19 protein-coding genes are annotated in these 19,861 nt (G+C 61.1%); 8 read left to right on the top strand and 11 right to left on the bottom strand.

The window, feature by feature from the left end; translation table 11 throughout:
- The first annotated feature begins 13 nt into the window (after positions 1–13).
- The 3 genes from trxA to JF539_RS24025 all read left to right on the top strand — a co-directional run bounded on the left by trxA (position 14) and on the right by JF539_RS24025 (position 1,992).
- Complete coding sequence (gene trxA / locus JF539_RS24035) at positions 14–1,012, top strand: thioredoxin (protein ID WP_207143269.1); 999 nt, start codon at positions 14–16, stop codon at positions 1,010–1,012.
- 71 nt (positions 1,013–1,083) lie between these two features.
- Positions 1,084–1,761 (top strand): LON peptidase substrate-binding domain-containing protein, encoded by a 678-nt coding sequence (locus JF539_RS24030; RefSeq protein ID WP_207143268.1) that lies wholly within the window; start codon positions 1,084–1,086, stop codon positions 1,759–1,761.
- Between the two features lie 39 nt (positions 1,762–1,800).
- The gene (locus JF539_RS24025; RefSeq protein WP_207143267.1) at positions 1,801–1,992 is read left to right on the top strand and encodes a Trm112 family protein; all 192 of its coding nucleotides are present in this window, start codon (positions 1,801–1,803) and stop codon (positions 1,990–1,992) included.
- A gap of 140 nt (positions 1,993–2,132) precedes the next feature.
- On the opposite strand, the gene JF539_RS24020 is transcribed toward JF539_RS24025, so the two are convergent.
- Positions 2,133–2,429, bottom strand: coding sequence for a YggT family protein (locus tag JF539_RS24020; protein WP_207143266.1), 297 nt, complete (start codon positions 2,427–2,429; stop codon positions 2,133–2,135).
- 237 nt (positions 2,430–2,666) lie between these two features.
- Between JF539_RS24020 and JF539_RS24015 the strand changes: the two genes are divergently transcribed.
- Positions 2,667–3,470, top strand: coding sequence for a MipA/OmpV family protein (locus tag JF539_RS24015; RefSeq protein WP_207143265.1), 804 nt, complete (start codon positions 2,667–2,669; stop codon positions 3,468–3,470).
- A 10-nt stretch (positions 3,471–3,480) separates the two neighbouring features.
- On the opposite strand, the gene JF539_RS24010 is transcribed toward JF539_RS24015, so the two are convergent.
- From JF539_RS24010 to JF539_RS23990, 5 genes are all read right to left on the bottom strand, one after another.
- Entirely contained in the window at positions 3,481–4,314 is an 834-nt protein-coding gene (locus tag JF539_RS24010) for a pentapeptide repeat-containing protein (protein WP_207143264.1), read from the bottom strand.
- 552 nt (positions 4,315–4,866) lie between these two features.
- Entirely contained in the window at positions 4,867–5,880 is a 1,014-nt protein-coding gene (locus tag JF539_RS24005) for a patatin-like phospholipase family protein (protein ID WP_207143263.1), read from the bottom strand.
- 45 nt (positions 5,881–5,925) lie between these two features.
- Complete coding sequence (locus tag JF539_RS24000; protein ID WP_207143262.1) at positions 5,926–6,708, bottom strand: 3-hydroxybutyrate dehydrogenase; 783 nt, start codon at positions 6,706–6,708, stop codon at positions 5,926–5,928.
- A gap of 226 nt (positions 6,709–6,934) precedes the next feature.
- A complete protein-coding gene (locus JF539_RS23995; protein WP_207143261.1) occupies positions 6,935–7,822 on the bottom strand; it encodes a 4-hydroxy-3-methylbut-2-en-1-yl diphosphate synthase in 888 nt (295 codons plus the stop codon).
- Positions 7,823–7,943: 121 nt separating this feature from the next.
- Complete coding sequence (locus JF539_RS23990) at positions 7,944–8,705, bottom strand: hypothetical protein (RefSeq protein WP_207143260.1); 762 nt, start codon at positions 8,703–8,705, stop codon at positions 7,944–7,946.
- Positions 8,706–8,847: 142 nt separating this feature from the next.
- On the opposite strand from JF539_RS23990, the gene JF539_RS23985 reads away from it, so the two are divergent.
- The 3 genes from JF539_RS23985 to JF539_RS23975 are packed head-to-tail and all read left to right on the top strand — an operon-like array spanning position 8,848 to position 10,716.
- Positions 8,848–9,072, top strand: coding sequence for a hypothetical protein (locus JF539_RS23985; protein WP_207143259.1), 225 nt, complete (start codon positions 8,848–8,850; stop codon positions 9,070–9,072).
- A 26-nt stretch (positions 9,073–9,098) separates the two neighbouring features.
- Entirely contained in the window at positions 9,099–9,995 is an 897-nt protein-coding gene (gene pdxY, locus JF539_RS23980) for a pyridoxal kinase (RefSeq protein ID WP_209017569.1), read from the top strand.
- A complete protein-coding gene (locus tag JF539_RS23975) occupies positions 9,988–10,716 on the top strand; it encodes a DUF429 domain-containing protein (protein WP_207143257.1) in 729 nt (242 codons plus the stop codon). The genes pdxY and JF539_RS23975 overlap by 8 nt, the downstream gene beginning before the upstream one ends.
- A gap of 15 nt (positions 10,717–10,731) precedes the next feature.
- On the opposite strand, the gene tssC is transcribed toward JF539_RS23975, so the two are convergent.
- Positions 10,732–12,141: a type VI secretion system contractile sheath large subunit gene (gene tssC, locus JF539_RS23970; protein WP_207143256.1), complete on the bottom strand. Its 1,410-nt coding sequence runs from the start codon at positions 12,139–12,141 to the stop codon at positions 10,732–10,734.
- 538 nt (positions 12,142–12,679) lie between these two features.
- Between tssC and queF the strand changes: the two genes are divergently transcribed.
- A complete protein-coding gene (gene queF / locus JF539_RS23965; RefSeq protein ID WP_207143255.1) occupies positions 12,680–13,147 on the top strand; it encodes a preQ(1) synthase in 468 nt (155 codons plus the stop codon).
- Between the two features lie 159 nt (positions 13,148–13,306).
- On the opposite strand, the gene JF539_RS23960 is transcribed toward queF, so the two are convergent.
- From JF539_RS23960 to acnA, 4 genes are all read right to left on the bottom strand, one after another.
- The gene (locus JF539_RS23960; protein ID WP_207143254.1) at positions 13,307–13,903 is read right to left on the bottom strand and encodes a hypothetical protein; all 597 of its coding nucleotides are present in this window, start codon (positions 13,901–13,903) and stop codon (positions 13,307–13,309) included.
- Between the two features lie 232 nt (positions 13,904–14,135).
- Positions 14,136–15,191, bottom strand: a complete 1,056-nt coding sequence (locus JF539_RS23955; RefSeq protein WP_207143253.1) for a hypothetical protein — start codon at positions 15,189–15,191, stop codon at positions 14,136–14,138.
- A gap of 30 nt (positions 15,192–15,221) precedes the next feature.
- Positions 15,222–16,349 (bottom strand): endonuclease/exonuclease/phosphatase family protein, encoded by a 1,128-nt coding sequence (locus JF539_RS23950; protein ID WP_207143252.1) that lies wholly within the window; start codon positions 16,347–16,349, stop codon positions 15,222–15,224.
- A gap of 481 nt (positions 16,350–16,830) precedes the next feature.
- The gene (gene acnA / locus JF539_RS23945) at positions 16,831–19,506 is read right to left on the bottom strand and encodes an aconitate hydratase AcnA (protein WP_207143251.1); all 2,676 of its coding nucleotides are present in this window, start codon (positions 19,504–19,506) and stop codon (positions 16,831–16,833) included.
- Between the last annotated feature and the right edge of the window lie 355 nt (positions 19,507–19,861).

Genomic DNA, 19,861 nt, shown 5'->3' with positions numbered 1-19,861 from the left:
ATGAGGCGGGCACATGAGCAACGGCAACTACAGCATGGGCGGCCAGATCGGAGGCGGCTTCGGCGGTTCGATGGGCGGCGGATATGGAAGCCAGGGCGGCGGTTTCGGCGGTGACGGCGGCAACGGCGCCGGCCCCTCCGGCGGCGGCCTGGTGTTCGATGTCACCACGCAGAGCTTCATGAGCGACGTCATCGAAGCCTCCCGTCAGCAAACGGTCCTCGTCGATTTCTGGGCCCCCTGGTGCGGTCCGTGCAAACAGCTGACGCCAATCATCGAAGCCGCGGTCAATGCGGCCGGCGGCACGGTCAAGCTGGCGAAAATGAATATCGACGACCATCCCGAAATCGCCGGCCAGATGGGCATCCAGTCGATTCCCGCCGTGATCGCCTTCAAGGACGGCCAGCCGGTCGACGGCTTCATGGGCGCGCAGCCGGAAAGCGAGATCAAGGCCTTCATCGAGAAGGTCGCCGGCCCCGCGCCGGCAAGTCAGGCGGACACGTTCCTGGAGCAGGCCGCGGCGATGCTTGAAGCCGGAGACTTCGGTCAGGCCGCCCAGCTCTTCGGCGCGGTCATGCAGATGGAACCGGACAATGTGAAGGCGATTGCCGGGCTGGCGCAATGTTATCTGGGCGCCGACGAACTGGAGCGCGCCAGGCAGGCACTCGATCTTGTGCCGGAAGACAAGCGCTCCGACGAAGCCTACCAGGCGGCCAAAGCCGCGGTCGAACTGAAGGAACAGGCGGCAGCGCTTGGAGACCTCGCCGAGTTCGAGGACCGGATCGCCAAGGACCCGCTCGATCTTCAGGCGCGCTTCGATCTCGCGCTCGGACTTAACGACAAGGGCGACAAGACCGGCGCCGTCGACCAGCTGATCGAAATCGTCCGCCGCGACCGGGACTGGAACGAGGATGGCGCGCGCAAGCAGTTGCTGCAGTTTTTCGAGGCCTGGGGTTTCAAGGACGCGGCCAGCGCCTACGGCCGGCGCAAGCTGTCCGCCGTTCTGTTTTCTTGACGGCCGGCGGAACTGACACACATTACAGAGAACGAATTACGGATCTCGTCGAAGACAATCAAGGCAGACACATGCAGGCGGGCAATGCAATTTACGAAACGATTGCGGATCTGCCGCCTGTGCTGCCGGTATTTCCGCTGTCAGGCGCCCTGCTGCTGCCCAGGACCCAGCTGCCGCTCAACATTTTCGAACCGCGCTATATCGACATGATCGACGCCGCCCTTTCCGGCAACCGGCTGATCGGTATGGTCCAGCCCTCCACGGACCGCGTTGCCGGCGACCCGGACAGGCCGGCGCTGTGTCCTGTCGGCTGCGTCGGCCGGCTGACCAGCTTTCAGGAAACCGGCGACGGCCGGTATCTGGTCTCGCTTCAGGGCGTGACCCGGTTCGCTCTTGGCCAGGAAGTGAAGTCCTACAGCAGGTTCCGCGAGGTCGAGTGCGACTATGCCGCCTTCGCGCATGATCTCAGATGCGGCGAGGGCGAGGAGGACGTCGACCGCAACGGCCTTCTGAAGACGCTCCGCGACTATCTGAGCGCCAACAATCTGGACGCGGACTGGGAGAGCGTTTCGGAGGCGGAAACGGAAGTTCTCGTTAACGCGCTGTGTATCATGTGCCCCTACGGCCCCCAGGAGAAACAGGCTCTCCTGGAAGCCCGCGACCTGAAGACCCGGGCCGAAACGCTGATCGCGATCACCGAGATGGATCTTGCCAAGACGCAGAACGACGGCGGGTCGACCCTGCAGTAAGCCCCGCCCGTATTGAGACTGAAGAGTGAAAGCCCGCCCATGACCGAAACAACCGACCGCCCTGTCGACCGGAAACTCCTGGAACTGCTCGTCTGTCCGGTGACCAAGGCCGCTCTGGAATACGACGCCCAGAAGCAGGAACTGGTCTCCCGCGCCGCCAAGCTCGCCTATCCGATCCGCAATGGAATCCCGATCATGCTGCCGGACGAGGCAAGGGCCCTGGAGGATTAAGCCCCGACGACCTTGTGGAGCCACTTCGGCGGGCGTACCTCAAAGCGGCATCGCATGGCGCCGGAACGGCTCTTCGGTGGGAGCCTGCAATCGGGGCCCGGGCCTATCGCCCGGGCTTTTTCTTCTTCCCGTCAGAACCTTCAGTATCCGCGGACCATCGGCAACAGATTGATGATGATGATCTGGCGGACAAAGATAATCAGCAGCAGCAAGATCACGGGTGAGATATCGACGCCGCCGAGATCCGGCATGAAACGGCGAATCGGTCTGAGTGCCGGTTCGGTCAGGTTGTAGAGAACACGGCCGATGGAATTGATGACCTGATTGTTGGAATTGACGATATTGAAGGCATAGAGCCAGGAAAAGATCGCGCTGGCGATAATCACGTAGGTGTAAAGCTCCAGCGCGAGCAGGATGACATTGAAGAGTGCGGTCATGGTCTGGTCCGTTGCCGTTCGAAATTCGGTTTCGCCCTCATTTAGTGCATTTCTCAGCCGGATTGAACCACTCTGTGACGAAAACCGGCCAGGTTGAACAAATGACCATGAGAAGGCTTCGCCCGCCCTGCGATGCCGAAATGCAACAGTCCGGAAAAACCCGCTAAAGTTAGGCTTTGAGTAACCCGCACTCGTGCTATCTTCCAGCCAAGGTTCTCTCCCCATGGAAGTGGATGAATGTTCAAACTGTTGTCGCGCGCCGCACTTGCCCTCTCAGCGATCGTCACGTCCGGAGCCGTTCAGGCCGAAAGCGGGCAGATTTCCGCCGAGGACGCAAACCGCCAGTTCGTCGTAGATCTCGGCGTTGGCGCCATTGTCCAGCCGCGCTACGAGGCCGCGGACAGCTACTTGATCTACCCCTTCCCGATCGTCTCCGTCGGCCGGTTCTATCTGCCCGGTCTCGGACAGGTGGTCGACGGGCGGCGGCGCAACGGCATCTTCTTCTTCCCGTCCTTCAACTTCATCGGCGAGCGCAAGGCCAGCGACAGTTCCGACCTGACGGGCACCGACACGGTCGACTGGGCGCTTGAACTCGGTCTCGGCGGCGGTTTCCGGACCCAGCATTTCCGTGCGTTCGCGGAAGTCCGCCAGGGCTTCAACGGTCATACGGGCCAGGTCGGCCAACTCGGCGTCGACGGAATTTTCTATCCGGGTGAGAAATGGGAAGTCAGCCTCGGCCCGCGCGCGGCTTTCGCTTCCTCCGACTATATGGACACCTATTTCGGGGTCTCCGCCAGGGAAGCGGCGGCGAGCGGTGGACGGCTGAGCGCCTACAGCCCGAGCGCCGGTTTCAAGAGCCTGGGCCTGGCGGCAATCGCGAGCTACGACTTCAACGACGACATCCGTTTCCACGTCAAAGGCGGCTATGACCGTCTCATCGGCGACGCCGCCAACAGCCCGATCGCCGAAGGCGGAAGCAAGGATCAGTTCAGTTTCGGCGTCGGCGTCAGCTACCGCTTCGCCTTCGACATCTTCGACTGATCACCGGACATCACTCGTCGGTGCAGTCCGGCAGTTCGATTCCCTTCGGCAGCTTCGTCGTCTCGTCGCCGCAGGCGTCCAGGATCCGATTGGGGTCCAGGTTATAGGCGCCGGTCAGATCCGCCCCGGCCAGGCGTGTCCGGCGCAACAGCGCTCCGTCGAAATTCACATTCGTCAGGTTCGCCTTCGACAGATCCGCGCTCACCATGCGAACGCCGGAAAGGTCCGCGCCGGAGAAGTCCGCGTTGACCGCATCGACGCGGTCCAGTTTCCCGTCCCGGATTCGCGCCCTTTGCAGATTGGCGCCGGTCAGGTCGACACGCTCCAGATTGACCTCGTCCATCTTGGCCCGTTTGAAGGACGCATTCTTCGCGACCGAGCGGATGAAGGTTACATTTCTCAGATCCGCGTTCTCGAAATCGGTTCCCGAAATCAGGCTGTAATGCATGTCCGCATCCCTGAGGTCGGCCTCTTTCAAGATCGCTCCGGTAAGATCCGCCTTTTCCAGATCGACGGAGCGCATGCTGGCGTCGGTGAAGTCCGAACCCGAGAAGTCGGCGCGCTCCGCTTCCGCGCGCCGGAGGTCGGCGCGGCGGAAATTGGCATTCGTCAGGACGACTTCCTTCAAGTCCGCTTCGCGCAGATTGACCCGGGAGAAATCTCCGCCGTCCATGTTGAGATACCGGAGTTCGGCCAGCTCAAGATCGCAGCGCACGCACCCGCCGTCTCGCTTGATCTCGGCCATCCGTTCGGTGTCGCTGCCCGCGGCAGCGCCGTCAACGGTGGCCCAGACCGCCATAAGGCCGATCAGACCGGTCAGAACCCGGGGCTTCCTTTCGCACATAGCCAATCCCTTGTATCACTTGAATTTTAGATAGGCGTCCAAGCCGGCAGGTAAAGGACTTGTATCAACCATCGTTCCGCCGCCGCCACCTGACAGTTCCGCAAGAATGAGTGTTGATACAACAAAGCCGTTTCAGGAATACGCCACTGCCCGGTCAACGCAAGAGCATTCGCAGAGAAAAAAAGCTGTTGCCGGGCGAGATTCGCCATGACCCGTGCGATGGGACAAGGTTCGCTCTTGGGACAGGAGTTCCAGAAGACGGCCGGATTTGGAAGGAAAGGTGAGAGGGAAGAAGCGAGCGGGGTCGCAGATGCCCGCTTCTTCCATCCATAAGGCGCTGACGACGCACTACCTGACAATCAGCGTGCCAATCCAATCGCAAAAGTCTTGCCAATTTGCTGAACCATCGCCGAACGCCAGATATAGAGTCATCTGAAGACTTCAACACAAAATACTGATTCCATTCAGACTTTCTTCACTGACCGTGCATTGCAATCTGCAATGCCGGATGCAAACGTGGTGAAGAGAAGGTTAACGCAACGGAAGATTGCGTCACTGGATTTCCCGATGCAGATCGATCGTCGACTGTTCGCCGATGGCGTCGTAGTTTGCGTCGAGCCATTCTTTCGCGGTTTCCCGGCCGAGATCGCGAAGTTCGGTCAGAAACGCCCACTCCGCGTTCAACTTGGAGGAAGCCTGCAGCGGAACCAGTTCCGTCGCCGAAACCCTGTGCATGTGCAGTTTGGTATAGTCCTCGCTCGACAACTTGCCTTCCTCGATCAGCCGCGTCACGAAATCGATTGCCCTCAATTCGCGCATCAGCGTCGAATTGAAGGTGATTTCGTTCAGCCGGTTGACGATCTCACGCGCGGATTTCGGGACCTGACGCCGTTCGACCGGGTTGATCTGGATCAGGACGATGTCAGGGGTCCCGGTGTTGTAGATCAGGGGATAGAGGGGCGGATTTCCCATGTAGCCGCCATCCCAATAGGGCTCGCCATCGATCTCGACCGCCTGAAAGAGATGCGGCAGGCAGGCGGACGCCATCACGGCGTCGAGCGTCACTTCCCGTTCCCGGAACACACGGATCTTGCCGGTGAAGACATTCGTCGCGGAAATGAAGAGTTGCATCTGCGAGCAACAGTGGACCTTGTCGAAATCGACGATTTCGGCAACCACTTCGCGCAAGGGATTGATGTTCAGGGGATTGAACTCGTAGGGCGACGCGAAGCGCGAAACGAGGTCGAAAAACAGGTAGGTCGGCGAATGGTCCAGGCTCCATTCGCCCATCAGCACATCGATGGCGGACCGCTGTATGGGGCTGAACCGCGCCCGGTTGCTGACCTCGTGCCAGAAGGCTTCCAGGCTTTCCCGCGCGCCGTCCTCGCCACCGGCTTCCATGCCGCTGGCCAGAACGACCGCATTCATGGCGCCCGCGGACGTGCCGCTGACCCCGTCGATGGTCAGCCGGCTGTCTTCCAGAAAGCCGTCCAGGACCCCCCAGGTGAAGGCGCCATGCGCGCCTCCGCCCTGAAGGGCCAGATTGATTTTCTTTGAATTGGCCACTCAAGGCCCTCTTCTCGTTAAGCCCGGTTCGGATGCCTTCTGCACTTAGTGCGCCGTCCAACCGCCGTCGATCGGCAGGATGGAGCCGGTGATCGACGCGGCATCGTCGGAACACAGGAACACGGCGTAGCCGGCGACCTGTTCGATGGTAACGAACTGTTTGGTCGGCTGGGCCGCCAGCATGACGTCGTTCTTGACCTGCTCCTCGGTCATGTTGCGCGCCTTCATGGTGTCCGGGATCTGGGCTTCGACCAGCGGGGTCCAGACATAACCCGGGCAGATGGCGTTGACGGTGATGCCCTGCTGGGCCACTTCCAGCGCCACCGTCTTGGTCAGCCCGGCAATGCCGTGCTTGGCGGCGACATAGGCGGATTTGTAAGGCGAGGCGACCAGCGCATGGGCGGAGGCGGTGTTGATGATCCGGCCCCAGCCGTTTTTCTTCATCCCCGGAACGGCCGCGCGGATGGCATGAAACGCCGAGGACAGATTGATCGCGATGATGGCATCCCACTTTTCGATCGGGAACTCGTCAACCGGCGAGACATACTGGATACCGGCGTTGTTCACCAGAATGTCGACCGAGCCGAACTCCTTGTCCGCGTCCGCGATCATCGCCGCGATCTCGTCGCCCTTCAGCATGTTGGCGGGAGAATAGGTGCAGCGCACACCGAAATCGACCTCGATCGCGGCACGGGTCTTTTCGATCTCGTCCGCGTCGCCAAGACCATTGATAACGACATTTGCGCCCTTGGCGGCGAAAGCCCGGGCACAGCCCAGTCCTATCCCGGAGGTGGAGCCGGTGACGACAGCGGTTTTGTTGGCAAGCATAGGTAAACTCCCAGGACTTTGGACGAATTTCGGCTGAAAGACCTGTTCTGCCTTTCCCGCGAAACCCATCCGTATTTCGAATGCGCCAGAGGCCCGTTTCCGAGCCTGACGGGATGCAAACGGACGCCGGCAGGTCCGGGTTCCGCTTGCAGAAAATTCCGGCACAACATTTGACCAGTTATAGACGCGCTGCAACAAGGGAATGACAAAAAGTGACGCCGCCGGATCAGCGCCGGTCCATGCGCTGCGCCCCGGAAATCGCCTTTTGCGCCCGCGTCCTTGCGGTCAACCGCTGCTCTTCCGCTTTGGACAGATCCTCCGACCTGAGCCTGATCCGTTCCGCGAAACGCTCCCGGATCAAACCGTAGAAGGTGGCGTGCAGGCTTGCGAAGACCCAGACCAGGATCAGCATGGTGCCCATGGGAAGGACGGCGGAGCCGATCTGCTGCAACAGTGTGCCGTCCGGCACCACCCTGTCGCAAAGGTTCAAAAACAGGCCCCACACAACGACCAGAAAACCTGCCAAAAGGCTCATCACCAGGGCCGAAAAGGCCATCGCCCAGCCGAGGCCCGACGTCGCGTGCCAGCTTTCCCTGAATGTCAGGGGGTCGTCGACCGCGGCGGCCGGCAGGACCACGGAAAAGCGCTGAACGACCATCAGCGCGACGAAGGGCGCCAGAAACATCAACAGGAGACCGAAGCCGGCGGTCACCGCCGCCAGAAGCGAGGCCACAATCACCAACGGCACCAGCGACAGCATTCCGATCAGGCTCAGGACGATCTGGTTGATGATAACCCGTGCCGTCCGTCCGCCGAAAACAAGTGGAAAGTCGTGCGCGTCGATCAGGATCCGCCGGACATAGGCGATGGCGATGGAAAAGCCGACCAGAAGATTGGCAACCGCCGCCAATCCCCTGAACGCGCCCTCGTCCGGCTTGTCCACCGGCTCCGTCATGTAGGAAACGGTCTTGAAGCCGTCCTCCGGCATCAGCGCCGAGCCAATGACGAAATTCAGCGCCAGAAGCAGCAGCATATAGGCCCAGCCGCTCCTGAACAGTGTCCCGACATTATGCTGCGCCAGCGATACGGACCGTTCCAGAACGGTGATGAACATGCATTGCCCCCGCGATTGGTGTCCTTGGATACCGACTTAAAGTAAGAATTTCGCGGAATAACGCTAGGTCACGAACCTTTAAATCACGTTGAAAAGGGGACCCGAGCTTAGGGTACGTACCCTAATTCCCTGTCCCGTTGGTCTTCCTTTCCATCGCAATCCGGTATCCGCCGGTGAGGACGGAAATGCCGAGCACGGTCACGATGATCTGCAGAAGCACGTTCAGGATCAGGATTTTGATCTGAATGAAGAGAAGCGGAATGCTTCCGGACGCCGCCTGCAAAAGATACTGAATTCCCAGGTTCGCCAGCGCGAAAGGCAGTGCCAGGATGACGGATGCGAAGAACATGTACCAACCGAGCCCTGCGCTGACGGAATACGCTTCGCCAAGTCCGATCGGTCGCTCGACGGCGGTCGCGGGCAGGATAAGCGACAAACGGAAGAAAGCCGGGATGGCGAAGAAAAGCAGCAGAAGCCCGAAGACGATCGTGAATGCGGGCACCAGGATCAGGTTGTGAACTAGCAGCACCACCAGCCATAAACCGAGGACAAACAGGCCGAGCAGGAGCATCTTGAGAACGAAACTGAGCTCGATCCGCGAAAACTTCAGATGGATGAGACCGGGCTTGTCTCCAAGCAGGCCGAAACGATGCCAGGCAACGGAAATACTCGCCGAAGACACCAGCGTGAAAACCATGATCGCGAGAGAAAAGAAGACGGCCTGAACCGAAGGGTCGGCCTGTTGACCGGCAGACCCGACGACGAGCCGGGCACTTGTCATCAGGACAAACTGGAGCACGATCCAGCTGCCGCAGGTCTTGAAAACAACCTCGAGGTTTCCGAAAACGAGCGAGACGGACTCCGACAGCAATCTTTTCAACATGCGAAACCCCGGAAAATTGGTCGCGGTTTGAGAACCGCCTCCCATAGGCTCTAATGGGTAAAACTGGCGAGAGCAATGGCCGCGGTCCCTGCCGGCTTGGCGCACGCTGTGTCCGGGCGCCAACAGCCTCGATGAGGCGGTCATGGATGCTATCGTCGACGGACCCCACGCGTGCGAATTCGCCGGCATCGGCATTTCTCCGTCAGGCAGCGGCGACCGGCTTCGGCAGCGGTCTTTATCCTTTGGGAAAAAAGTCGCGACACGTCGCAGCGAAGGCATTGCCGAGGAATTCAAGAAGATGGTACTCGACAGCATCGAAAACCGGTATGGTGCCGGTTCAAAGACTACCTCCTCCTCCGCCGCCTGAGGCGTTTTCAAAGGTCGACCGAGATGATGCAGCCGGGAGCGCCCGAGCCACGGAAAAAGCCCGTTCTTGTGGTCACATCCCAGGTGGTGCGCGGCGGGATCAGCGGCCGAGGCCTGACCTTCACCCTGGAGCGCCTGGGACACGCGGTCTGGTTTTTGCCGACCGTTCTCCTGCCCTGGCATCCCGGCCACGGCAAGGCGACACGGATCGTTCCGCCGGCCGGAGAATTCGCGGCGATCGCGGCGGACCTGGCAGCCTCTCCCCGGCTCGATGAAATCGGCGCGGTTGTCAGCGGCTACCTTGGCGATCCGGACCAGGCTGCGGCGATCGCCAGACTGGTCAAGGCGGTCAAGGCGGCCAATCCGGATGCGCCCTATCTGTGCGATCCCATCATGGGGGACGATCTGGGCGACAATGGCGGCACGCTCTATGTTCCCAAGGCGACGGCGCAGGCCATCCGCGACGAACTCGTGCCGCTGGCCGACATTGTCACGCCGAACGCCTTCGAACTCGGCTGGCTGACAGACCGCGAAGTCACGAGCGAAATGCAGGCGCTGGCGGCGGCGCGCACCCTCGGCAACGAACGGGTTCTCGTGACATCGTCCCCGGCCTTGCGCCGCAACGCCATTGCCAATCTTCTGGCCGGTCCGCGCGGCGCCGTCGCCGCCGAGCACGCCGCTATTCCCAATCCGCCGCATGGAACGGGCGACCTGATCGCCGGACTGTTCCTGACCAATCTGCTTTCCGGTCTGAATGACGAGGATGCGCTCAAGCGTGCGTCCGCCTCCGTCTTCGAGCTGGTTGCCAGAAGCGTTAAGAAGGGCGCGGACGAGCTGCTCTTCGCCGAGGAACAGCAGTCGGTCGTCAAGGCCATGGCGCTGGTAACCTCGCGCCGGGTGCTCGAGACCAAGGCCCGTGCCTGACACCTGGGTTGCGGGCGTCGACGGCTGCAAAGGCGGCTGGGTTGCCGTCCTGCGCAATCTGAATGACCCGGACAGCCCAGAACTTCATCTTTTTTCCACTTTCGCCGGACTGCTGACCTTCAAGCCCGAGTTAACCGTCATCGCCGTCGACATGCCCATCGGCCTGCCCGACCGGATCGGACCGAACGGTCGCGGCCCGGAAAAGGCCGCCCGCGGGCACCTCGGCATGCGCCAGTCCTCCGTCTTCACCGTGCCCTCGCGCACCGCCGTTTACGAGGACGACTACCGGCAGGCCTGCGAGACTTCGCTGGAAACCTCGGAACCGCCGAAGAAAGTCTCCAAACAGTGCTTTTACCTGTTCCCGAAGATCCGGGAGATCGACGCGCTGATGACCCCGGACGTGGAGGAACGGGTCTACGAGGTTCACCCGGAACTCGCCTTCTGGCGGCTGAACGGCGAGGCTGAAATGAGCCTGCCGAAAAAAGTCAAAAGCCGCGCCAACGGGCCTGGCCTCGACCAGCGCCGGGATCTGCTGGTGTCAAAGGGCCTGTCCGGTAATTTTCTCGATCACCCCCCACCGAAAGGCTGCGGCCGGGACGATCTGCTGGATGCGGCGGCGAACAGCCTGATCGCGGAGCGGATTTTCAAGGAAGAAGCCGAGCCGTTCCCGAAGGACTTTCAGCGCGATGGCAAGGGGCTCAGGATGGCGATCTGGGCGTGAGACCCGCAATCCGCTTCACTCGGATCCGGCACCCGTTCTCTCCGGCAGCGTCAGCTGCAGCCTGATCGGCACCCCGATGCCCTCCAGCTGATAGCCCGGAAGAATCACCAGCTCCGCCCGGCGTCCGGAACTCCCTTCGGACAAGGTGAAGGTTGCGTCTTGAAGCGGGGACGACGCCCTGCGCGCGGGCTCCACCGCCCATGGCTGCGAACAGACCATCGAGTCGAGCCAGGCCTGGACATGGGCCTCGAAGGCCTCGTCTCGCGGCGCGCGCCAATCCGCCGCCATGCGCATCACAGGATGCGCGTAGCGCGTCGCGCAGAGCAGATAAGGCAGGCGGCTGAGCACCCGGCCTTCTGTTTTCGCTTCCGGGTCCAGATCATCGTCAGCACATGGCATGTTCAGGGACTGTGCCGAGAAAAAGACCGGCTTCGCGCTGGCCTTTCGATAAAGAAGAGGCATCGTCCCGGCCTCCGCCAGTTGCGCTTCGCGGCGCTCGCCGATCACGATTTCCACCGGCGGCATCACCCCGGCAGTCTCCCCGGCGGACGGCATCGGAACCTCCGGCAGGCCAATCACCTCGCCGCCGCTGTCGAACCCGCGGATCCGGACGCCCCAACCGTAGGTCTTCACCGCCCGGCCGATGTTCGCGGCCATGGCAAAGGCCGCATTGATCCAGAGAAAATCGGAAGCCGACCCGACCGAAGCCTCTTCCTCGAAAGCAAAACCCGCGGTCGGACTGACCTTGTCGCTGTAGGGACGCCGCCCAAGCATCCTGGGCAGGCACAGGCCGATGTACCGGCTGATCTCATTCCGGCGCAATTCGGCCCAGGCCGGTTGACCGAGCACGGGCGGCTCGGGCTCACCCTTTGCCTTTCGCGCTTCGGCAAACCCGTCCGAGGAGCAGGTCCCCGGCGACAGGCCGGTGAGCAACGGCGTCTGGGCCTTCGCGCAGATCCGGGCGAATTCACTCAGGATGTTGGCATCTTCTTCGCAATCCCCGACCGAGTGATCCAGCACCAGAAGGCCGTAAGGCACCCCGTCTGGGGATCGATAGACGCCTTCGAACAGCGCCTCGGAAAGAGGCGATCGCGTCGAAGTCTCCTCTGGCGCGTGCAACAGCGCCGACCGCAGATCGCCCCGGCTAATGTTCATCACCCGAAGCTTCAGGCCCGCATCCCACTCGACGTTGGAAAGCAGATAGTCCAGACCACGCCAGGCGCTCTCCAGGGACTGAAAGGACGGGTGATGCAGGATTTCGTTCACCTGCGCGGAAAGGCGTGCGTCAAGCTCTCCGATCAAGGCGCCAAGCATCTCATCGGCGGTGCCCTTCATGAGCTCGGGGCGGGTGGTGGCAAAGACTGAGATCTGATCGCTGGCGGTCTCCAGTATCCGGTCGAGGCCTTCTTGAGAGACGAACTCCATCGTCTCACGCAGATCACCGCCCGTCGGACTCCGCCCGGACGTCCCAGTAGTCTTCCCGCCTTCGCTTACACCGGAAGGCGGCCCTTCGTCTTTAACCGGCTCCTCAAGACCGAGAAGTCGGCGGACCATCGTGAGCACGACATTCACCTTAAAAAACCTGGTTCGAGTACAGGGCCTCATGGCCTGACCCCGTCGGAGTCTGAAGACAGTAGGTCATGGGCCGGAACACGCAAGACGGCGGCGTCACAGTTTGTCGATGCGGCCGCCCTTTCCTTTTTTCCCCAAACTGCTAAAACGCCGCCGTTCCCCGCAAGGGGAACCACCGGTCGCAGCCCACCCGGTGAAGGGCGCCGCAACAGGCGCCGAGAGCGAAAACAAGGGACCACGCCGATGCATACACACGTCATCCGTTCCGGCGGACTGGAGTGCATGTCCCTTGCGCACGGACACGCACGAGACCATGAGCTGACCGATGGCCTGCCGGCCGGGCAGCTCGCTCATAGTCAATGACGCTTGCTATCAGCTCAGGAACAATCCCATGACCGACAAAAACATCTACGAAAACCTGACCCAGCTCGGCGCAGCGACAGAGCTTCCGCAGGATCCGGACCAGGCCGTTCTGGAAAAGGTGCCGAACCCTCAAGCCGGAACGAAATACATGGTTCGCTTCGTCGCTCCGGAATTCACCTCGCTCTGCCCGATCACCGGCCAGCCGGATTTCGCCCATCTGGTGATCGACTATGTGCCGAAGGATTTTCTGGTTGAATCGAAGTCCCTGAAACTCTTCCTGGGCGCTTTTCGCAACCACGGCGCCTTTCACGAGGACTGCACGGTCTCCATCGGCAAGCGCCTCGTCGGCCTGCTCGATCCGGAGTGGCTCAGGATCGGCGGCTACTGGTATCCACGCGGCGGCATCCCGATCGACGTCTTCTACCAGACCGGCCCCGCGCCCGAAGGCGTCTGGATCCCCGACCAGGGCGTCCCGCCCTATCGCGGGCGAGGGTGAGGCGGTAAATTTCGCTCAGCCAAGCTCCCTCTCCCACAGGGAGAGATGACCTGTAGCTTGTGGCCAGCGCTTCGGCCATAACCCGATCCCCTTGAACACGGAAGAACACGGGGCCAAGCACCTCAACTTACCGACACTTTGGAGCCGAATATCCCCGCCTCACTCCGGCGTGGGCAGGGTCAGCTCCGGGGCCTTTTCGATGACCTGTGTCGTCAGCATCTCGAAATTCGGCGCCTTGGTGTCGTAGACCGCCTTGACGATGAAACCGTCGCTCTTGCGGACCCAGTAGGTGTAGCGGTTTTCGGTGACCATGCCCTGGCTCACGGTGATGTCCGCCGCCACGACGTCGACCGGCTCTCCGGAAACCTCTTCCTCGCTGCAGGCGGTGTTGCGGATGGTGGCCGCATTGTCCATCTTGGCCTGCCTTGCGCCGTCGGCGTTCTGGGCCGTGTCCATCTCGCGCACCTTCGCCCAGGTCTTGCCCTCGTCCGAGGACTGGTAAAGCACGTTGCCGTAGCCCAGCACCCAGGGACCGGCCGGCGAGGTCGGAACGGTCAGATAGTGGTCCTGATTGAGATAGAGGAAGTCGTTTGTCGTCGCCGGCGCGCCCTTGAATTCGGTCGTCACCGCGGTTTTCGTCGGAACGCCCTGGTCAAGCTGCAGGTAAAGTTCCGTGAACTTGTCCTGACATGGATCCGCGAGACTGGCCTGCCCGGAGACAGCAAGCAAGATGGCTCCGGCTGCGATTGCTTTCATGACTTCCCCCATCAATCAAAAATAACGAAACCGTCAGGGCAGCAAACACCGTTTTCAGGCGCCTGACAATCACACGAATGACAGCCAGGGCACCGTCCGCTTCCTCAGCCCGACGGCACGCGTGAAATCGAGGCGTCGCTTTGCTTCCCCGGGAATGTCGTCAATGAGCATAGACGCCGGACGCACCGGGAGATGTGACAGGGATCACCTGAGGCAGGATTGCCGCCTGCACTCACAACTTCAGTTTCAGGTCGATCACCGCGCGTTTGCCGATGGGGTTCGGGCCCCACTTGGCCTTGTCCAGCGCCTCACCGGTCACCCCGGGGGCCTCGAGCCTGACCACGCAAGACGGACCGCCAGGATCGACGGCGTAACCGCCGCTTGGTGGAAAGCGGCCCTTGTTGCGGAAAAACAGCGACGACAGCCAGTTCATATCACCATTTCCGGGGATGGTACCGATAACTTTTTCCTTGCCTTCTTCACCGTAAAGCACATCGACCGGCCCCTCGGCCTTGTCCCGGTCAAGGGTGACGGAAATCCAGGCGATGCTGTCGTCCTTCAGTCCGACAACTTCCTCCGGCAGATCGATCGGACGGAAGCCGAAGGTGCGCAGCAGCCGATTCACCCCTGCGCTGCCGCCGGCGATGATCATGGCCGTCAGAAGGTAACCGGGAAGAAAGTTCGGCTGAATTTCCGTCGGCTGGGTGTAGATATTGAAGAGGTCTGTCACAACATCCAGGCTAAACAGGTGCACGAGAAGAAAGGAGAAAGCAAACGCGATCAAAGCATTGGTCGACGAAGTGTCGAAGATCCTCAGGTAAGGCCGCCATCTGAACAGGAGCTGCAGTCCGCTCTCGACCAGCACCGCGAGAATGAAAAGGATGAACACCGCCTTGAAGGATTCCGAGTAGATCTCCTCGCTTTGCCAGGGGCCGTAATCCTCCTGCACCCGCACCGTCACGTCCGTCGTGTCGGTGTCACCCTGGAGTTTATAGGTCACGGTGTCGGTGAACTGTCCCGCCTGCGCCGGCGGGAAATAGAGCAAGACGTTGGCATCGTCCGCATTCACGTCCTCGACGAACTTGACCCGACCGTATTTGACCGTTGCCGTGCCTTCGAGCCCCTTTTCCGTCTTCAGGAGTTCAACCACCCCATCAGGTTTCACCTGCACCGTTTTCGTCTGCGCCAGGACAGTGGACAGCCCGAGGCAGAGCAAAGCAAGCGACAGACCGGCAACACGTCCGATACGATGGCCCACGCGACCGGTTTCAATGATTTTCCAAACCATCTTTCCCCCCATCAATTGCCCGCAGGCGGTTCACTCCCCGGCGATCTCCTGAAGATAATGCTCGGAAAAATCCGTCTCGATCTCGATCCACAGCGGCGCGTGGTCCGACATCTGCCAGGTCCGCCATTTGCGGTAGCGGGCCTCCGCATCCTTCGCCGCATATTCCGGATTTTTCTCCGTGTCCTTCTTCGGCACGTGGCTGCTGTAGAGCTTCCGGTCGGCCGCATCGTCCCGGAAGACATCCTCGAACATGTCGATCATGCCGCCAGCGACGACCTTGAAACGCTTGTCTCTGACCCGCGTCGCGATCTGGTCGTAGTAGTGCTCGCCCTCCTTGCGCACCTCGTCGCCGTCGATTTCCTTCGGAACGACGAAATCGTTGCTCTTGAGAGCCTGCATGGTCTTGTGCTCGGGGCTGACCACATTGAAATCGCCGAGCAGAATGTAATTCTCGACGTTGCCGAGCCCGTCCCTGGTCTGCCGGTTCTCCTTGTCCTGCCGGTCGGCGAAGAACTTCACCAGGCGCTTGATCTCGTCGACCCGGCGCTTCAGCTTGGCTCCGGACTCGGATCCGAAATAGATATGCACGGTGCAGAGCGAGAATTTGAACCAGCCGGACTGGAAGGCCACCAGGAAGGGCGTGCGGGCGAACTGGTTCTTGACCGACTTGGACTCGATGACGCCGTCCTCGGTCTTCTTGGTCTTCTCGGTCACCACGAGCTGGCCGTCCGGCAGCACGACCTCACCGGCGATCTTGCGGAACCAGACCTTCTCGGTGTTGTAGACGAAGGCCATGCGCTCCGCGTTGCCGCCGAAGCCTTCCGTCGTATCGGTGACGATATAGTCCCATTCGCGGCCGAGGATATCCATGAGCTTGCGCAAGGGCGTCAGATCCCGGTTGACCTCCTGGATGGCGACGAGATCGAAATGGGAGATCATCTCGGCGAGATAATAGAAGGTCTCGGGAAGCCTGGGCCCCCATTTGAACTTGTTTGAATCGAAGTCGCGGATATTCCAGGTCGCCAGCAACAGCGTGCTGTCGCTCTTGCGCTGCCTGAGAGGGGCGAGCCGCTTACGGATCGAAAGCAACCGCCCGGCGCACCGCTTTGCTTCCGCCTTCTTCTTGAACCTGCGAAGACCGGTGTAGTTCAAAGACATGACAGCCAAATCCCCCAACGACAAATTCAATGAATACGAAAAACAGCGGATCTGAAGACTATGGGATTATTTTTACAGAATTAAATCATTAGGGGAAGGTGAATTGTTACCCACCCTCAGGTTGAGGTCAGGGTTGAAAGTCAGCCCAAGCAAACCCGCGCGATTCTTCGTCGCGAGAAATACCCATCTGGCCGGTCAGTGAAACCGGGCCTCTCGATTGTCATTCCGGACACGTGAGGTGCCAGCCGAGCGCAGATCCGGAACCCAGAAATCTTCCGCGCCAAAGGCGCTCATTATTCAAGTCATGACAGAAAAGGGAGACTTGGTGCTCGCTATCGCGCGCGCTGATGTCCGGTTTCCGGCTCACGCGATGCCGCTTCGCGGCTCGCTGTCCGGAATAACCGTCCGAGGGGGGTGTCGGAAAGCAAAACGGGCCCCGAAGGGCCCGCTCGAATGTTGTCATGCTGTCTGGCAAGAACCCTCAGCTCGTCACCAGGTTCCGCAGCACATAGTGCAGGATGCCTCCGGCCTTGATGTACTCCAGCTCGTCCAGCGTATCGACCCGGCACAGACACTCGATGGTTTTCGTGGTGCCGTCTTCATAGGTGACTTCCACGTCCATCATCTGGCGCGGCTGGATATCGGCGATGCCCTTGATGGTCACGCGCTCGGTGCCCTTGATGCCGTGGGACTGCCAGCTTTCGCCTTCCTTGAAGGTGAGCGGAATGACGCCCATGCCGACCAGGTTGGAGCGGTGAATGCGCTCGAACGACTGGGCGATGACCGCGCGTACACCGAGGAGGTTGGTGCCCTTGGCCGCCCAGTCACGGGACGAGCCGGTGCCGTATTCCTTGCCGGCGAAGATCACCAGCGGAACGCCCGCCTCCTTGTAGTCCATGCAGGCGTCGTAGATCCACTCCTGCTTGCCGTCCTTCATGGTGACGCCGCCCTCGACGCCCGGAACCATCTGGTTCTTGATGCGGATATTGGCGAAGGTGCCGCGCATCATGACCTCGTGGTTGCCGCGACGGGAGCCGTAGGAGTTGAAGTCCTTCTGGGCGACCTGGTGCTCGGAGAGATATTTGCCCGCCGGGCTGTCCAGCTTGATGTTGCCGGCCGGGGAAATATGGTCGGTGGTGATGGAGTCCAGGAACAAGCCCATAACCGCCGCGCCCTCGATGTCCTGAAGCGGCTTGGGCTCCATGGTCATGCCTTCGAAGTAGGGCGGGTTCTGGACGTAGGTCGAGCCGGACGGCCAGGTGTAGGTCAGGCCGCCTTCGACCTTGATCGCCTGCCAATGCGCGTCGCCCTTGAAGACGTCGCCGTAGCGCTCGCGGAACATGTCCTCGTTGATGGAGGACCGGATCAGGCCGGTGATCTGTTCCGTGGTCGGCCAGATGTCCTTTAGGTAAACCGGGTTGCCGTCCTTGTCTTCGCCCAGCGGGTCCTCGGAGATGTTGATGTTGAGGTTGCCGGCAATGGCGTAGGCGACCACCAGCGGCGGCGAGGCCAGGTAATTGGCGCGCACATCCGGATTGACCCGGCCTTCGAAGTTGCGGTTGCCGGAGAGCACCGAGCAGGCGATCAGGTCGTTGTCGTTGATCGCCTTGGAGATCGCCGGATCGAGCGGACCGGAGTTGCCGATACAGGTGGTGCAACCATAGCCCGCCAGCGTGAAGCCGAGGGCGTCGAGATCCGACTGCACGCCGGCCTTCTCCAGATAGTCGGTCACCACCTGGGAACCGGGCGCCAGCGAGGTCTTCACCCACGGCTTGACGGTCAGGCCTTTTTCCAGCGCGTTGCGCGCCACAAGGCCGGCGCCGATCAGCACGGACGGGTTGGAGGTGTTGGTGCAGGACGTGATCGCGGCGATCACTACGTCGCCGTTGCCGAGATCGTGGTCCTTGCCCTCCACGGCGACGCGCCTGGAAAGCTCATCTGCCTTCTTGAACTCTTCGGCCATGGTCCTGGCGAAGCCCGCAGCGGCGTCGGAAAGGTTGATGCGGTCCTGCGGGCGTTTCGGGCCGGAGATGGACGGAACGACGGTGGAAATGTCGAGTTCCAGCGTGTCTGTGAACTCCGGTTCCTCGGAGCCGGAGCGGAACATGCCCTGGGCCTTGGCGTAGTCCTCGACCAGGGCCACACGGTCCTTGTCACGGCCGGTTGCATGCAGATATTTCAGCGTGTCGCTGTCGACAGGGAAGAAGCCGCAGGTCGCGCCGTATTCCGGCGCCATGTTGGCAATGGTGGCGGCGTCTTCCAGGCTGAGATTGTCGAGGCCGGGGCCGTAGAATTCCACGAATTTGCCGACCACGCCCTTCTGGCGCAGCATTTCCACGACGCGCAGCACAAGGTCGGTCGCGGTGATGCCTTCGTTGAGCTTGCCGGTCAGCTTGAAGCCGATGACTTCCGGAATCAGCATGGAGATCGGCTGGCCGAGCATGGCCGCTTCCGCCTCGATGCCGCCGACGCCCCAACCCAGGACCGCAAGGCCGTTGACCATGGTGGTGTGGCTGTCGGTGCCGACCAGCGTGTCCGGGTAGGCGACGGTTTCGCCGTCTTCCTCCCTGGTCCAGACGGTCTGGGCCAGATATTCCAGGTTCACCTGGTGACAGATGCCGGTTCCCGGCGGCACGGCGCGGAAGTTGTCGAAGGCGGACTGGCCCCAGCGCAGGAACTCGTAGCGTTCCTGGTTGCGCTCGTATTCCAGTTCGACGTTCTTCTTGAACGCGTCCTTCGTGCCGAAATAGTCGATCATCACCGAGTGGTCGATGACCAGGTCCACCGGCACCAGCGGATTGACCTTCTCCGGATCGCCGCCGAGCTTCACGGCCGCGTCGCGCATGGCGGCCAGATCGACCACCGCGGGAACGCCGGTAAAGTCCTGCATCAGGACGCGCGCCGGACGGTAGGAGATCTCGTGGGACGATTTTCGGGTCTTCAGCCATTCCGCGCAGGCGACGATGTCCTCTCTGGTGACCGTGCGGCCGTCTTCGAAGCGCAGCAGGTTTTCCAGAACCACCTTCAGTGAGAAAGGCAGCCTGGAAACGCCGGTCAGGCCGTTCTTCTCGGCTTCGGGAATGGAGAAATAGGTGTAGGTCTTGTCGCCGACCTGAAGGGTCTTTTTGGCTTTAAAGCTGTCGAGGGACTGAGTCACGGCGCGCGATCTCCTTCATTGTCCTCAGGCCCGGTCCGCGTCTGAAGCCGGGGTCCTGACATATTCTCTCAAGGCTCCGGGGCGGAGCCGAAACGGCCCCTCGTCCGGCGCACTTCCGCCCGGGCAGAACAGAGAGCCTCTCCCTCCTTCGCCGCCGCGAAATAATGCGTCGCCCCTATAGCAATCTTTGGCTTCCTTCGCCAGACAGGTCCCGCAAACCAAGGGGGACAGGCCGGCCCCTTCCATTTAGGAACTTTCGGCCCATTGATGAAGGTGCGGTCTGTCTCTTAAAATCCCGGTGAGCGAACGCGCGGCAACGGAAAAGGTTTCCTTCCATTCGGATTCGAAAAATATT

The organism is Roseibium aggregatum, assembly GCF_017309185.1.
Lineage (GTDB): Bacteria > Pseudomonadota > Alphaproteobacteria > Rhizobiales > Stappiaceae > Roseibium > Roseibium aggregatum_B.
This window is presented reverse-complemented; position numbering and strand designations above follow the sequence as displayed.